This is a genomic window from Cyclonatronum sp. (genome assembly GCF_022565315.1).
GTDB lineage: Bacteria > Bacteroidota > Rhodothermia > Balneolales > Cyclonatronaceae > Cyclonatronum.
The window spans coordinates 1-15615 of the sequence record NZ_JAIUMX010000083.1 but is presented as its reverse complement, the minus strand read 5'-3'; the positions used below and the strand labels follow the sequence as shown (position 1 = coordinate 15615).

Sequence of the window (15615 nt, the reverse complement as noted above, 5' to 3'; positions counted from 1 at the left end):
GCCGCTCCTCGATGTAGCCCTGCGCAATGGCGGTCTGCAGGGCGGCCGATTCGATGATTTCCATCGCGTGCGTGGGCACAAACCAGATGCGGCTTGTAGCCCCCGGCTGATGTCCGCTGCGTCCCGCGCGCTGCAGAAAGCGGGCCACACCTTTGGGGCTGCCCACCTGCACCACGGTCTCGACCGGACTAAAATCAACCCCCAAATCAAGGCTTGAGGTCGAAACAACCAGCTTCAGGCGGCCCTCGTGCAGGGCATCTTCCACCCACTGCCTGATGTCGGGATCGAGCGAGCCGTGATGCAGCGCCATCTGCCCGGCCAGCATGGGATCGGCATCCAGCAGCTGCTGATACCAGATTTCGGCCTGCGCCCTGGTGTTGGTGAACAGCAGGGTCGAGCGGCTTTCCTGCAGGATGGGCAGCAGTTTTGGGATGAGCCGCGCACCGATATGCCCCGCCCAGCTGAAGGCTTCTGCCCGGTCGGGAAGCAGGGTGCGGACCTCCAGCTTTTTCGCCAGGTCTGCTTTGATGATGACCGCTTCCCGCGTTTTTTCGGGGCTGCCGCACAGCACATCCAGCGCCTGCGCCATGTTTCCGATGGTCGCCGAAATGCCCCAAACCCGCAGCTCGGGGCGCAAATCGCGCAGAACGGCCAGCCCGAGTTCGGTCATCACCCCGCGCTTGCTTGCCAGCAGCTCGTGCCACTCATCCACGATTACGGCATCGAGGCTGCTGAACAGCTCCGCGAAATTCTTTTTGGCAATGAGGATGTGCAGGCTTTCGGGTGTGGTAATCAGGCATTGCGGCGGCCTCCGGTCGATGCGCTGCTTCACGGAGCTGCTTGTGTCGCCGGTGCGGCGGGCAACTTCCCAGGGGATTTCCATTTCCTGACATATGGCCGTCAGTGCTTTTTCGGTGTCTTTGGCGAGCGCCCGCAGCGGCGTAATCCAAAGCACGCGCAGGCCCATCACAGTATTGCTGCCGCGTTTGTTTGGTTTTTTTTCGAGTGATGCGTTTCCGGGCCTTAGCTGCGTGTCGAGCCAGTTCATGAGTACGGGCACCCACACGGCGTAGGTTTTGCCGCTGCCGGTCGGGGCGTTAAGCATACCCGAGCGCCCGCTGAGCCAGTGCGACCAAAGCTCCAGCTGAAACGCGAATGGCTGCCAGCCTCGCTGCTCAAAATAGCGCGCGACCACAGGCCAAGAGGGCCGTGTTTGCAGAGATTTCAGGAAGGGCGGAGGAGGCTTAGCCACAATAAAATCCGGTTTCAGAAATAGGAGGGATGGTTTCGAAACCAGAGGGGCGGGGCGAAACATTCAGTCAAAACCGTTGCGAAGCACAGCAGAGGAGTTGAAAAAACGGTTCTGGAACTGCGGGAAAACATCAGTTGAATAAATCTGAATGTGTGCCCGTTCGGATTAATAAAAGCTCGTCAGGTTCATCAATGTAAATCAGCAGCCAATCAGGCTCAACATGACATTCACGCGTTCCGGAATAATTTCCGGTCAATTTGTGATCTCTGTATTTTGGTTCCAATAACTCATTACGTGCAAGTTTTTCTATAATAATTTTGAAATTGATGAAAGACTTGCCCCGCTTTTTCATCCTTTTCACATCCTAAGAAAAGCGGGTAGTTCTTGTAATGCGTTTCATCAGATTTCCAAATCATCAAAAAGTTCGGTAGCAGAGTCTGCGGATACTAAGTTCTGTCTTTGGAGTGCATCATCAATGGCAGCCTTAGTTTCATCATTTGGCAGTTTTAGATCAAATGGCATTCCTCTCTGCAACGTTATTTGAGTGAAGAGTAAGCGAATAGCATCTGTAGTGCTCAGACCAATACTTTCTAAAATAGCTTCTGCTTCTTCTTTTAAATCAGGTCTAATTCTTGCTCGAACTGTTGTTGACTTTACTGACATTTCTATCCTTTTTTATTAAAATGTAGCGCAATTGTGCTACAAAGTCAATTCTTAAAAATCATCTGTCGGGTTATCAGTTCATCATCGGCATCCTGCCGCTGGTCCAGTTGCCGATGGCTTCCAGTTCGATGCTTTGGTAGAACCGATTTCGGGCCAGGATGTAGTGCCGGAACGGCCACGAATTGCTGGTAACGCGTGCCCGCTCAAAAATGATGACTGTCCGCGGATCCATGCGATTGTAGCTGTAGTGCCAGATCATGGCGTCGATGTTGCTTTCCACATACAGCGGCGGGCCCAGCAGGATGTACACCATGCCCATATCGGTTTTCCAGCCTTCTTTGAAGCCGGAAAACAGCCGGTTGGCTTCCTCAACACGGGTGTAGAACCGCTCGATCTGTTCCCGGGCCTGCCGCGGATTCATGTCGCGAAGCCAGAACCGGTCGATCTCCCGACGGATGGAATCCGGGTCGGTGAGGCGCATCATGTTCCGGAAATCGCGCTCGCGCATCAGGTACACAAGCGGTTCTGCCATTTCCCGGACGGTGCGCACATCCGGAAAACCGGGGCTCACAATGCCGAAATCGCGAAAGCGCACGGTCTCTTTGGTGCTGCCGTCAGCTCCGGTGGTACGCAGGGTAATTTCGAAGCGATAGTTGCCGGCATCGGGGCGGGCGAAGCTGTATTCTATGAGGATGGGCCCGGTTTCGGAGTCAAGCGTGCGGCTTTGGGTTTGGAGCACGGTCTGATCGCTGAAGTCGATACCGCGAAAGGCGATGCTGCCGGAACTCACGGGCAGGTGCCCCATAGCGCGGGCCGGATCAGTATCGGAGCGGAACTCCACAAGGCGCATGCGCAGCTCAACGGGCAGGCTGTCGTCAGATCGGGCTACATAAAGCTCAAACCGCAGGCTGTCGTGGCTGGCCGGAATGAGGTAAGAAGTGATGTTTCGGACTTCCCCATCCCCCAAAAGCGCAACCCGTATGTCGGATAGCGAAGGTTCGGGGCGGTCGGGGTTAGGTACCTCCACCTGAAGCACAACATCGCTGGATTTGTTGCTCGAGCGGTCACGCACCCGGATTTCAACCTGATACGAACCCGGTTGCACAGGCCTGCTGCGCTCGATAACAGTTCGGAAGCGCTCCGGCCCGTCACCCGGCACAATATCGATGGTTTCGCGCAGGGTGCCGGTAACTTCGCCTTCGGTGCTGCTGCCGAGGCGCCGGTACTGCACGGAAAGCTCGACCGATGCATGCCGTTTCCCGTCGATGGTTCGGAAAACAAGATTGTTGTGCGGTAATTCAAGATTCAGAACCGCAACCGGATTTTGCTCAAGGTCAAAAAAGCTCGTAACCCGCGCCAAAACCTCCGGGTGCCCGGTCTGATAGACGTGTGATGTCCCCCTGTCTCTCACGGTTTCATTGCCCGCGCCACAGGCCGAAAGCAGCAACAAAACCAGAGGCGGAACAATAAGAGCGGATAAACGGGACATAAATTGTAGTTGATTCACAGCTGAAAAAGAAAAAAAGGGTAGGCCTGTTGTGGTTTAAGCGCAGGAGACTTTCCGTCAAAATGGTTTTGCAAAGCGATAAAAGCCTGATTTAGGGATCAAATTAATACCTGCCAAATCGAAGATAACAAATGCCACAGTTAAAAATTCCCGCATTAAAACGGTCGTGTGGGTTACAGGCTGTATTTTTTGGCATCAATAATGGCCCTTAACTTTTTGTATATTGCGTGCTTGTGTGAAGACAACGTTTTGAGTGCCCAATAATTTCAAAACAGCTTATCAGTATTCTTCACCTTGCTTTTCTGCCGGCCTGCCAATGGTAACATTCATTGATAGCCGCACAGCCGGTACATGCAAATTTTTGAACCTATTAATTAGTCTATGAGAAATTCGAATCGCAGAACCAAAATCGTTTGTACGATTGGCCCAAGCACCAATACCCAGGAAGGGATAGAAGGACTGATAAAAAGCGGGATGAATGTGGCCCGGCTTAATTTTTCGCACGGCAGCCATGAAGATCATCAGCGTGTGATTGATATGATTCGTTCTGCAGCCCGCAAATTCCAGTACAGCGTACCGATTTTGATGGACCTTCAGGGTCCTAAAATCAGGGTTGGTAAAATGAAAGATGGTGCTCAGCATGTGGAAACGGGCAGTTACGTGACGCTCACACCCGACGATGGCGTAACCGAAGGCACTTCATCGCACATCCCAATCGATTATCCGTACCTCGCACAGGATGCCCGTGAAGGCGATACCATCTTGCTCGATGACGGCCTGTTTGAGTTTAAAATTGTGAAAACGGCCGATGGCAACATCACTGCGAGGGTAATTAACGGCGGGATGCTCAAATCCCGCAAGGGTGTGAACCTGCCCGGGCTCAAGCTCACGATTTCATCCATTACCGAAAAAGATTATGCTGATCTTGAATTCGGAATTAAGGCAGGAGTCGATCTCGTGGCCCTTTCTTTTGTGAGAAAGGCGGAAGATGTTCAGGAGCTTGTTTCAAAAATTCGCTCAAGCGGCTCCAATGCAGGCGTTATTGCCAAAATTGAGAAGCCCGAAGCCCTCGAAGTTATCGATGAAATTATTGAAGAGGTGGATGGCATCATGGTGGCCCGCGGCGACCTCGGTATTGAAATCCCGAGTGAAAAAGTGCCGATGGTGCAGAAGAAAATTATTGACAGCTGCCGCCGTGCAGGTAAGCCTGTAATTACAGCAACACAGATGCTGGATTCGATGATCGTAAACCCGCGGCCAACCCGTGCGGAAAGCTCAGATGTGGCTAACGCCATTCTCGACGGTACCGATGCTATTATGCTCTCCGGCGAAACTGCTGCCGGTAAATTTCCATTTGAGGCAGTTCGGGTGATGGATAAAATCTGCCGCAGTGTTGAAACAGAATCTGACGAGTTGTATTACACATTACCTTTTACGCGGCCCGAATGGAAACAAAAACAGGTTGTGGAGTCTATTGCGTACACGGCTACACAGCTGGCCAAATTCGTAAATGCGAAAGCCATTGCCGTAATTACGCACTCCGGCTCAACGGCAAGGCGTATCGCCAAGTACCGGCCGGAAGTTCCGGTTTTTGCGTTTACTGACAGTCAGCTTGTGCGCCGGCAGCTGAACCTTGTATGGGGCGTGCACAGCATCAAGATGAAAAAAATTTCCAACACGGATGAAAGCGTGCAGCAGATGGAAGAATATCTGCGCGGTACAAACCTCTTCAGCAAGGGCGACCGTGTGATCATTGCAACCGGTATGCCGCTGGCTGACCGCGTACGGACGAACATGGTGAAAGTCGGAACCCTCTGATTTTGATTTCATCCGCAGTTTTGATTACTTACGGAAGGCTTTTCGGAAGGAACAAAGCGTATCGGGCTGCTGTACAACAGCAGCAGGCCCGCTTCGTTAAGGGTTTCTCTGAAAAGCCTTCCGCTGTTTCAGACTTTTTGATTTTCGCAACACACAGAAACAATGCCAAATAAAAAAACTCTAATCCTGATTGGCCTCGTGTCGGTTTTTGCGCTGAGTGTGGCGGGTTGTTCCGGCTCACTCGGCAGCGCATGGACCAATTTCAATTCTTATTTCAACACCTTTTATAATACCAAGCAGAGCTTCGACCGCGGCTACCGGCAGTTTGAAAATCAGGTTGACCGCATCAATCCCGAGCGTCCGATACGGATACACCGCTCACCGATGCGCTCAGGAGTTGCTGAATTTGAAGACACCATACAACGCGGCTCAGATCTTCTGCTGCGCTTCCCGGGCTCGCGCTATGTGGATGACACCGTTTTTTTGATTGGAAAATCTTTCTTTTTCCTTCAGAACTATTTCAATGCAGAGCAGAAATTCATAGAACTTTACTCAGTTACGGGCTCCTCACAGCTGCAGCAGCAGGCCGTTATCTGGCGGGCAAGAGCCATGCTCGAAATGGAACGGCATAACGATGGCATCAACTATCTGATCGCCATGTTCGACAGCCCGGAAATAGAATGGGACCGCAGGAGTCGGGCCGAAGCTGAACTTCTGATGGCGCAGTTTTTGGTAAAAACCAATCAGTGGGAGGAAGCAGGCCGGCTTTTATTTGAGGCCCTGCCGCATGTTCGCGATAACGAACTCCGGGCCCGGGGGTTTTTCCTGAGCGGGCAGATTCTTGAGTTTTTGGAAGAATATCAGGCCGCTTATGATGCTTTCGATCGGGTGAGGCGCTCAAACCCGTACTATCAGATGATTTACTTTTCAGAGCTTAAGAAAGGGGTGATGCTCCGAAAAATGGGGCGCTACGATGAATCCCGCCGTCATTTTGCATCTATGGCGCGGGATAACAATAATTTTGAATTTCTCGCTGAAATCAATTTTCAGCAGGCCCGCACCCTTCATGCTATGGGCCGCCCCAACGAGGCAAGGGAGATGTATCGGGAAGTGCTCTATTTCAGCTTTCGCACTCCGGCACGTGAAGTTCTGGCACAAACGCACTACGGGCTTGCCGACCTTTACCGTTTCGATTTTCGCAACTACCAGCTGGCAGCGGCACATTATGATACCGCCGCCAGGAACACCTCCGATCTTGAAATGCTCCCCCGTGGCTTCGATGCACGAAGCGTATCGCGCGATTTCAGCAATTTTGCCCGGCTTAATATCGAAAAGGCAAAGATGGACAGCCTCCTTTGGCTGGGCAACCTGCCGCCGGCCCGCTTCGATTCCGTTATCACGGTTATTCAGGAAGATTATCGCCGGCAGATGCGGGCAGCTGAGCGTGAGCGCCGCCGCGAATCCGGCAGGATTGTGAACGTTAACCCGGCAGATCTGCAGGGAGCGGCTGAATCCGGTGATAACGGATTTCTGTTCCACCTCAACAGGCAGCTGATGAGTCAGGCAAGCATGCAGTTCCAGGCTCTCTGGGATGGCCGCCCGCTCGTGGATAACTGGCGCCGTATGGATGTGGTAAGGCGTACCATCGTTGCCGCCGAAGAAGACGAAGAACTGGCCGAAGAAATCATATTTGTGGAGGAAATGACTTTCGACGAATACGAACTCGATCTTACCGAAATTCCCCGAACCAGGGCTGCCCGCGACGATATGCGCCGCAAACTTGCCCAAACCAAGTATGAAATCGGTAACCTCTATTTCTTTTCGTTCAACCAGCCCGATAGCGCCCGTTCTTATTTCAGCCGTATTGTGAGTGATTTTCCGTCCGCTGAAATTGTTCCTCAGGCCATGTTTTCGATTTCTGAAATCCTGTACAGAAGCGGCAATGAGGATGAAGCGGTGGAGTGGGCTGTAAAAATTGCTGATAACCATCCTGATACCCCCTATGCCCGCCGCCTTGCCAACCGCTTCGAGCTGCCGCTGAGCCTTGTTCCCGTGCCCGTTTCTGAAAATGAGCGTATTCAGCTCGAATATCACGAGCTCTTACGGGAGGTTGCCGAACTCCCCCCTCTCGAGGCCGGACAAGCCCTGATGGCTTTTGGTAAGGCCGATACCCTTTCCTCTTACGCTGCTGAAGCCCTGTTTAATGCGGTACGTCTTTTCGCTGAGCATGAAAACAACAACGATGAATTTGCAGAGCGGCGGCGGACTTTCGAACAAACCCGTCGTGATTTTGATCTTAAACAGGATGAATTAAGCGTATTGCAGGATTCAGCCCGGGTGATGCTCAGCGACACCACCCATGTTTTTGAGGAAGAAAGCCTGCGCGATTTCTGGCAAAGCATTGCCGACTCAACCCTCGCCGAGCCTGATTACTACACCCTCTTTCCCTATAGGGGCGATGTTTGGGATGATGCGCGGGCTTCCCTGAACCTGATTACCGAAAAACATACGGGTTTTCGGCTGATTAACCGTGTACGAAGCCTGCAGGATGCAATCCGGCTTCCGGCAGAACCCGAACCTGACCCTGAACCCGATGAAGAAGAGCCTGCTGCTGAACCTGCGGATGGCACCGGCACGCCGGATGAAGAGGGAGAAAGCGTTCCGGATCTTGCCATTCCGGGCATGACATCCGGTATGTTCAATCCTAACATCCGTCCGGACCGTCCGCAGCGGTCTGAATCTTCTCCGGAATCTGAACCGCTCAGGCCAGACGAAATGCCGGTAAACAGCACAACCGTGTACGAGGCCGCAGACCTTGGTATCACAGCCGATTTTGGTATCACGCTCGAACACGCCATCGAACAGTCAGGTGTGCGGCACATGATGGGTTCTATGAATATTGTGGAGGCAAGCTTCAGCTTTCGGGTGCACATCACCGCTGAGGGTTACACGGAACGCGTAACACCTCTTGATGGAGATGATGAGTTTGGTTTTTCGCAAATGCTTCAGAATCAGATGCTTGAAGTGCTTGCGGCTGAACCGGCTGTTGTAAACGGAGAGCGGGTACCGGTAATCTACATCATCGAAATTCCGCTCACAGCTGCGGAAAGCGATGATTGAGGCGCGTTTTTTCCGGGTGATGCGCCCTGTGCCCTTTTAATCAGTACCGGGCAGGCCGCCGCAGATTTTTCCGGGCAGCTGAGGCCCCTCATATACGAGCCCGGTGTAGATTTGTACAAGATCAGCGCCGGCGCGAAGTCGCTGATGCGCTTCTTCCGCGCTATCAATACCGCCCACACTTATGAGCGTTTTCCCCGAAGCTGTGCGGCCTCTGATAAATGCGATCCGGTTTAGGGCCGTTTCCGAAAGCGGTCTGCCGCTGAGCCCGCCTGCTCCGATTCTGTTAATTTGTTCAGCACAGGTGTTCAGCCCGGTTCGTTTTACGGAAGTATTCACTGCCACGTAACCCTCAACGCCGGCTTCCTCGGCAATAACAAGCAGCTTGCTCAGGTCTTTGTCGGGTGTATCGGCGGAAAACTTTACGAAGAGCGGCGTGCCGGGCAGGCGTACTTCCTCAATGGCCTGTAGCAGCCTCAGAAACAATTCCGGCGATTCAAACGATTTGCCGTCTCCCGTGTTCGGGCAGGAAATGTTGATGGTTGTATAGTCAGCTAAAGGTGCGAGTGCCTGGTAGGAGCGCACATAATCAAAAATACCGCCTTCCGTTGTAGTGTGCAGGTTTGGCGTTTTAGCAATGTTGATACCAAGCGGCACAGCCCGGCTTCCCTTTACTGGCAGGCCTGCTGCAACGGCGGCAGCGCCCTTGTTGTTAAGGCCCATACGGTTGATAAGTGCGCGGTCGTCAGGAAGCCTGAACATACGCGGGCGCCGGTTTCCTACACTTGGCTCTGCCGTAACGCTGCCAATTTCGAGAAACCCGAATCCACAAGCGGTAAGTGCCGGAATAAGCTCACCATTCTTGTCGAATCCGGCAGCAAGCCCGACCGGGTTCGGGAAAGTGAGGCCAGAAGTTTGCACGCGCAAGCGGTCGTTTTTCACGCATAGCTGTGAGCGAATAAATTCGAGGAATGCTTCAGAGTGCTGCCACTTCTTAAGGCGGTTAAAAACAAATTCATGCGCATTTTCAGCATCCATCCGGAAAAGCAGCGGGCGCACCAAAGCAGGATAAATCATATTATAAGGCAAAATTGTTGAACAATCAGGAAGGCTGTTATCACCAATAAAACTGAAACCGTAAAATACGCCTTATGGCAGCCATGACCATATTAACTTTCAGCCAAAAGCAGGTATGAGCTTTCAAACCATCGAAGAGGTTAAGGTTTATCTCGAAAAAATGCCGATGTTTGCAGTGAGCGGAGCCGTTGCCGCGCGCTTCGGCCTTGATGGCATCCTGGCATTATGTGATGCAATAGGAAACCCGCAGCAGGGGCTGCGCTGCATTCACGTTGCCGGAACCAATGGCAAGGGTTCGGTCTGTCAGCTGCTGCACGCCATTTATTCGAAGGCAGGTTACCGTACCGGTCTTTACACTTCGCCGCATCTCGAGCGGGTAACGCAGCGTTTTGTTGTGAACGGTGAGGAGATGCCCGATGCCTCGCTGCTTCGTTTTTTCCGGGAACACGGCTCAGCTGTTCAGCAGTTGCAGCCCACTTTTTTTGAACTCACAACAGCCATCGCTTTCTGGCATTTCCGGCAGCAGCAAACAGAGCTTGCTGTTATCGAAACGGGACTTGGCGGCCGGCTTGATGCCACCAATGTTGTTACGCCCCTCGTTTCTGTGATCACCAGTATCGGCTACGACCATATGGATGTGCTGGGTAGCTCACTTGCTGAAATAGCAGCCGAAAAAGCGGGTATCATCAAGCATGGGGTGCCTGTAGTTACGGGGCGCTTGCCCGATGAAGCCGCACATGTGATCAGGCAGCATGCGAAGCTGTGCTCTGCTTCGCTGTTTGATGCCGCTACCCCTGAGCCGGTTTGGGACGAGGGCCGCATCACCCTTATGCAACACAGCCAAGCTAAACAGCTGCTGACCGGATTCAGGCAGCCGGTGCAACGGTTCAATGTTGCTATGGCTGCACAAGTAACGGCTCTGTTGCAGCCTTTGCTGCCAGTGAGCGAAGCCGATCAGGCCGGTGCGCTGCAGGAAGTTTCAGCTTTGGGGGCATTCGCAGGGCGGTTCGAGCAGTTCGTTTCGGGCTCAGATATCTATTACGACGGCGCTCACAACCCGGAAGCTTTTTCCGAAACCCTTGCCCTGGCCCGAAAAACAGCTGCCGGACGCAAAATGATTTTGGTGTTTACGCTTATGCTCGATAAATTAACACCGGAAATGTGCCGCCTTATTTCAGAATTCGATGAATTGTTCTATTTTGAGGCTAACTTAGAAAGAGCGGCTACATTCACCGAGATCCATCAGCAACTTCCGAAAGTTCAGCCGTTTAATGCTGCTAACTGGCCCGATCTGAAAAAAGCAGTTTTAAAACCTGATGCCATTCTGCTGTTTTCGGGTTCCCTCTATTTTTATCGCTTTGCGAAATCCCTGTTCTCAGGTGCTAATACCGATGCAGAACTGTTTGCCGGCACAGCGTAATACACAACAGATCATCATAACCCTTGCTGATAGGTTCTTTTTCTCTTTTGAGCAGTGTAATTATATAGGATAAGAGCGCTGCTGTTTTCGCTTTAGCTCAGTGCTGTGCTGGTATCCGCAGCTTTGGGTGTGTGAAAGATCTTTTACATTAAACAGTGCAAGTGAACCGCTTTTTGTGATACCGATTCTTACTGCAGCTTCATGCCCGTTAACTCTCAAACAATGCAGTGATATATCATTGCCGGGTTAACAGAACGGGTATAACAACCAACTATCAAAGGGGGGCTGCCGTGTTCCGGCAGCTTCGGATATGGTGAAGTGCCACCAATCCTTACGGCGCTATTTGCTGTAAATCACCAATAAATAACTTACCGAAAAAACAACCATATGGTTGATATTCAAGATATAAATCAGGATAAACTCAAAAAACTTACGGTTAAGGAACTTCAGGATCTTGCGAAGTCCATGGGTATTAAGTCTGTAACCGGTATTACGAAACAAAGGCTTATCACCAAAATATTGAAGAATATTGAGGAGCAGCAGACCGGGGAAGAGGCGCCCGGGCCGGGGCCGGGAAAATACTGGCTCACCGCACGCGATGTTTTCAGAGATGCACCCAAACCTCCCGGCGAAACCAAACGCAAAAAGAAGAAAACCTCAGCCCCTGCCGACTTATTCGCTGACTCAGGGGATGAGCAGGCTGTTCCGGAAAATACAGCAGTAAAGGACAGCGGTACCGGGCAGGACGCTAAACCAGCCGATGCGCTCGTACGTACGAGCCGCCTCAGCGGTGATTTTCTGCAGCGCAAAATGCGGGCTGATGAAGATTCCATTTCTGAGAGCAGGCTTTTGCCCAAACGCAAACCTTTGGCTGCGGAAGGAGAGAATAAAAAGACTGAAACTCCGGCATCAGAACCCGCGGGTACTGATAATCTGCCTAAACAGCTGCGAACCATTAGCGAAGAAGAAGAGCGAAAGCTTGAGCTCGAAATTCAGCGCACCCGTGAGCGCAAGCAACCGAATGATCTTCAGAAGCCGAACGCTCCCTCTAAACAAAAAAAACAGGGCAACGCGCAGCAGTCTGATAGAGAAATTAACAAGCCTGAGGCTAAGGGCCGTCAAAACCAGCAGGCAACCCGGCAGCAGGATGCTGCGGCAGCCGATGGCCGCTCAGACCGCAACACAAGGCGGAAACAGAGCAGGCAAAACACAGCTTATGACAGCAGCGAAACGGTAAATCAACCCGTTGCTGATAAGCAGGATGGTGCACCCAAACAGGCCGGAGGCGGTGAAAGCCCCAAAAACCAGGCTCAAGCGGCATCGCAGGTGAAGGGGCAGCAGGCACAGTCGGGCAGTGAAAAGCCGAAACAGCACAAGCAGAAGACCGGTGGAGGGGCTGCCGACAAAGAGAGGCAGCGCACTACCGACGAAGAATATACCGACCTTCCGGAATCCGATGCCGATCAGCTTGCTGAACACCTCGAGATTATTACACCTAAGCTGGGCGGTTTCATCATAAATGAAGGTACGCTCGAAATTCTCGGCGAGGGCTATGGTTTCCTGCGTTCGCCGAACTACAACTACCTTGCAAGCCCCGACGATATTTATGTTTCGCCCTCACAGATCAAGCGTTTTGCCTTGCGACAGGGTGACACGGTAGTTGGCATCATCCGCCCGCCCAAGGTTGGAGAGCGTTACTTTGCGTTGCTTCGTGTGGACGGCATCAACGGGAAAATACCCCGGAATATGGATGATAGGCCCGATTTTGAAGATCTGCTCCCGGTGTACCCGAGCAAGCGGCTGAAGCTCGAGACCTCACCGTTTCAGTACACAACCCGGATGATGGACTTGTTTTGTCCGCTGGGCAAGGGGCAGCGCGGCCTGATCGTGGCGCAGCCGAAAACCGGAAAGACATCCATTCTGAGAATGGCTGCCAACGCGATTTCACAAAACAACCCGGAAGCAAAAATCATCATTCTGCTGATTGATGAGCGGCCTGAGGAAGTTACCGAGATGGACCGCAACGTAGCCGATGCCGAGGTAGTGGCTTCAACCTTTGATATGAAGCCCGAGAACCACATTGCGCTGGCCGAGCTTGTGTTCGAAAAAGCGAAGCGCCTTGTCGAAAGCGGCAATGATGTGGTAATTCTGATGGATTCGCTTACGCGCCTTGCCCGTGCCTATAATATTGCGACCAATTCGGGCCGTACGATGAGCGGCGGCGTCGATTCCGAAGCACTGAAAAAGCCCCGGAAACTCTTCAGCCTTGCCCGTAACATCGAAAACGGCGGCAGCCTCACCATTCTGGCAACGGCCCTGGTGAACACCGGCTCCCGCATGGATGATGTTATTTTCGAGGAATTTAAAGGTACCGGTAATATGGAAATGGTACTCGACCGCCGGATTGCCGAACAGCGGGTTTTCCCGGCTATTGATGTGTTCAAGAGCGGCACCCGAAAGGAGGAACTTTTCGTTCGGGATGATGAGCGTCAGAAAGTAGTACTGCTGCGCCGCTTCCTGTCGAACATGTCGCCTCTTGAAGCGGTGGAGTTTATGATGGATAAAATCCGCGGCACCCGGAACAATCAGGAGTTTCTGATTTCGATGAATCAGTAGGCGGGGCTATATCCTGCCTGCGGCCGGTTTCCGGATTCCGGATTGTGTTTTTGGGTTGGAGGTGCGCTGTAACGGGGAGCGCCCCAACAAAAAAGCACGGGATTAGCCGCAGGCTTGGGATATCAGGAGCAGCACGACAGCCAGTGATGTGCAAGTTGTTTCCCCAAAAAAATAAAGGCCGGAATGACCCGTGCAGCCGGAGTCCGGCTTATTATTTGTGAGCTGTGGTTGGTGTAACGGGTAAAAAAAACGCCCGTCCGGGAGAGGAGTTCCGGACGGGCGTTTTTGTTTTTTTAGGCTGATGTGCGCTGAGGCCTTATTTCACTTCGAGCTGCCAGGGAAGGATGGCCCAGGCGTGCGGGCGCGCGGAGGTTTCTGCCATGTGGCGGATGAAGCTCATTTCTTCGTACATCGGGATGTTGCGGCTGAACACGCTGCGCACGCTCACTTCTGCGCGGGAAGCGAGTGTTTCGATGAAGCTTTGCTCGCGCGGGAACTCGCGGATGCTCCAGGCTTCGAGGCCGGCTTTGTCGGCTGCGAACTGTACGGCGAGGTCAAGGCCGCCAACGGCATCAATCAGGCCGATGTTGCGGGCGTCTTCGCCGCTCCAAACGCGGCCCTGTGCCACTTCGTGGATTTCTTCGACGCTCATGCCGCGGCTTTCGGATACGCGGGCGAGGAATTTGTCGTAGGCATCGTCGATGAAGAAGCTGAAGGCATCGCGCTGTGCACCGGTGAGCGGACGCGTAGGGCTGAACCAGTTTGCGTTTTCGTGGAAGCGGAGTTCGTCGAAGTCGAGTTTGATGCGGTCTTCGAGCAGGCGGCTGGCATCGAAACGTATGCCGATTACGCCAATTGAGCCTGTGATAGTGGTGCGGTCGGCTACGATGGTTTCGGCGGCCATTGCGATATAGTAGCCGCCGGATGCTGCAACGGCGCCCATGGAGGCTACGACGGGCTTCTGCTCGCGGGCTTCCTGAATGAGCTGCCAGATGGCATCGGAGGTAGCCGCAGAACCGCCCGGGCTGTTGATGCGCACAACGATGGCTTTCACATTGTTATCGCTGAGGGCGCGGTCGAGCGAGCGTTTGAAGTTATCTACGTTAATGCCCTGCTCACCGCCAAAGGGGAAGGGGTCGTCGGTGCCGGGCATGATGGCGCCGTTTGCGTAAATTACGGCAACGGCTTCCCGGGGCGCACGCTCAAGGCCGGCGCTGCGGTCGCTCACGCGGTCGTACCGGCGGCTGGCAATACGGTTCAGGTCATCACTTTCGCCGAGGCCCAGGCGGGCTTTGATCCGGTTTTCGAGTTCGGAGGGGAACACGATGGCGTCGATGAGGCCGCGCTCAGCGTAATACTCCACATCGAGGCGGGGCGGCTGATTCATCATCGCGGTCACTTCTGCACGGCTCATGCCGGTGCGTTCTGCAACGGCCTGTTCCAGCTCATCGGTGATGTGGCTGAAAATTGCGGTGAGCTGCTCGCGGTCAGCTGCCGAAAAATTGGTACGCTGAAACATATCGCCGGCTGATTTATACGCGCCCTGATGAATCACTTCAGCCTTTACGCCGATTTCATCGAGCATGGATTTGAGGAACATGCCTTCCAGCACGAAGCCGTCGAACTGCATGATGCTCATGGGCGGGGCGAAGATGGAATCGGCAGCGCTTGCAAGGTAAAAACCCTGTTCGTTCAGGCCGAGATCGTTGGTTGTGGCGTAGATGAACTTGCCGGAATCTTCCCGGAAGTTCAGCATTGCGCGCCGCAGCTGCTGAAGGGTTGGCCATGAGGCGGTTACAAAATCAACTTCTAGCAGAATTCCTTTAATGTTATCATCGGCGGCTGCTTTGCGCAGGTTTTGTTCAAAACTGCGAACGGAGAAGTCTCCCGGAGAACCGCCGAAAAAAAGCTGCTCAAAGGGGTCGCTGCTCATACGCTCAGGGATGGCACCGGAAGCTTTCATGAACAAAACGGTGTTCGGGCTTACCTTCGGTTCCGGGTCGCTGGAGGTTGCGACAAACAGGATAAACAGGAAAAAGAAAAACAGTACAAATACCATTATGAAGCCAATGGCCGATGCAAATACCTGTTTTATAAAATCAATCATAGGTTGGAGGGATGCGTTAAAATGAAAGGATAAAATTT

10 protein-coding genes are annotated in these 15615 nt (G+C 52.9%); 4 read left to right on the top strand and 6 right to left on the bottom strand.

The genetic code is table 11. The features are described 5' to 3' along the window. From LAT75_RS11935 to LAT75_RS11920, 4 genes are all read right to left on the bottom strand, one after another. A partial coding sequence (locus LAT75_RS11935; RefSeq protein ID WP_291482896.1) for a DEAD/DEAH box helicase occupies nucleotides 1-1252 on the bottom strand: 1252 nt, incomplete at its 3' end. Between the two features lie 130 nt (nucleotides 1253-1382). Then, nucleotides 1383-1604 (bottom strand): type II toxin-antitoxin system YafQ family toxin, encoded by a 222-nt coding sequence (locus LAT75_RS11930; protein WP_291482895.1) that lies wholly within the window; start codon nucleotides 1602-1604, stop codon nucleotides 1383-1385. A gap of 47 nt (nucleotides 1605-1651) precedes the next feature. Beyond that, the gene (locus tag LAT75_RS11925) at nucleotides 1652-1915 is read right to left on the bottom strand and encodes a type II toxin-antitoxin system RelB/DinJ family antitoxin (RefSeq protein WP_291482894.1); all 264 of its coding nucleotides are present in this window, start codon (nucleotides 1913-1915) and stop codon (nucleotides 1652-1654) included. Between the two features lie 73 nt (nucleotides 1916-1988). Next, nucleotides 1989-3404, bottom strand: a complete 1416-nt coding sequence (locus LAT75_RS11920; RefSeq protein ID WP_291482893.1) for a GWxTD domain-containing protein — start codon at nucleotides 3402-3404, stop codon at nucleotides 1989-1991. Nucleotides 3405-3803: 399 nt separating this feature from the next. Between LAT75_RS11920 and pyk the strand changes: the two genes are divergently transcribed. Both pyk and LAT75_RS11910 read left to right on the top strand, forming a co-directional pair. Then, the gene (pyk, locus tag LAT75_RS11915) at nucleotides 3804-5240 is read left to right on the top strand and encodes a pyruvate kinase (RefSeq protein WP_291482892.1); all 1437 of its coding nucleotides are present in this window, start codon (nucleotides 3804-3806) and stop codon (nucleotides 5238-5240) included. 162 nt (nucleotides 5241-5402) lie between these two features. Further along, the gene (locus LAT75_RS11910; RefSeq protein WP_291482891.1) at nucleotides 5403-8360 is read left to right on the top strand and encodes a tetratricopeptide repeat protein; all 2958 of its coding nucleotides are present in this window, start codon (nucleotides 5403-5405) and stop codon (nucleotides 8358-8360) included. Nucleotides 8361-8396: 36 nt separating this feature from the next. Here the strand turns inward: LAT75_RS11910 and LAT75_RS11905 are convergent, their stop codons facing one another. Then, entirely contained in the window at nucleotides 8397-9434 is a 1038-nt protein-coding gene (locus tag LAT75_RS11905; protein ID WP_291482890.1) for a quinone-dependent dihydroorotate dehydrogenase, read from the bottom strand. A gap of 115 nt (nucleotides 9435-9549) precedes the next feature. On the opposite strand from LAT75_RS11905, the gene LAT75_RS11900 reads away from it, so the two are divergent. Further along, nucleotides 9550-10854, top strand: coding sequence for a Mur ligase family protein (locus LAT75_RS11900; RefSeq protein ID WP_291482889.1), 1305 nt, complete (start codon nucleotides 9550-9552; stop codon nucleotides 10852-10854). Nucleotides 10855-11241: 387 nt separating this feature from the next. Beyond that, a complete protein-coding gene (gene rho, locus LAT75_RS11895) occupies nucleotides 11242-13470 on the top strand; it encodes a transcription termination factor Rho (RefSeq protein ID WP_291482888.1) in 2229 nt (742 codons plus the stop codon). 316 nt (nucleotides 13471-13786) lie between these two features. On the opposite strand, the gene sppA is transcribed toward rho, so the two are convergent. After that, the gene (gene sppA / locus LAT75_RS11890; RefSeq protein ID WP_291482887.1) at nucleotides 13787-15577 is read right to left on the bottom strand and encodes a signal peptide peptidase SppA; all 1791 of its coding nucleotides are present in this window, start codon (nucleotides 15575-15577) and stop codon (nucleotides 13787-13789) included. Nucleotides 15578-15615 lie beyond the last annotated feature (38 nt).

What these genes read in the sequence shown, in the direction of transcription:
- LAT75_RS11910 (WP_291482891.1), top strand. Translation starts at nt 5,403, where the DNA reads ATGCCAAATAAAAAAACTCTAATCCTGATTGGCCTCGTGTCGGTTTTT.
- sppA (WP_291482887.1), bottom strand. Translation starts at nt 15,577, where the DNA reads ATGATTGATTTTATAAAACAGGTATTTGCATCGGCCATTGGCTTCATA.
- LAT75_RS11925 (WP_291482894.1), bottom strand. Translation starts at nt 1,915, where the DNA reads ATGTCAGTAAAGTCAACAACAGTTCGAGCAAGAATTAGACCTGATTTA.
- rho (WP_291482888.1), top strand. Translation starts at nt 11,242, where the DNA reads ATGGTTGATATTCAAGATATAAATCAGGATAAACTCAAAAAACTTACG.
- LAT75_RS11930 (WP_291482895.1), bottom strand. Translation starts at nt 1,604, where the DNA reads ATGAAAAAGCGGGGCAAGTCTTTCATCAATTTCAAAATTATTATAGAA.
- LAT75_RS11900 (WP_291482889.1), top strand. Translation starts at nt 9,550, where the DNA reads ATGAGCTTTCAAACCATCGAAGAGGTTAAGGTTTATCTCGAAAAAATG.
- pyk (WP_291482892.1), top strand. Translation starts at nt 3,804, where the DNA reads ATGAGAAATTCGAATCGCAGAACCAAAATCGTTTGTACGATTGGCCCA.
- LAT75_RS11920 (WP_291482893.1), bottom strand. Translation starts at nt 3,404, where the DNA reads ATGTCCCGTTTATCCGCTCTTATTGTTCCGCCTCTGGTTTTGTTGCTG.
- LAT75_RS11905 (WP_291482890.1), bottom strand. Translation starts at nt 9,434, where the DNA reads ATGATTTATCCTGCTTTGGTGCGCCCGCTGCTTTTCCGGATGGATGCT.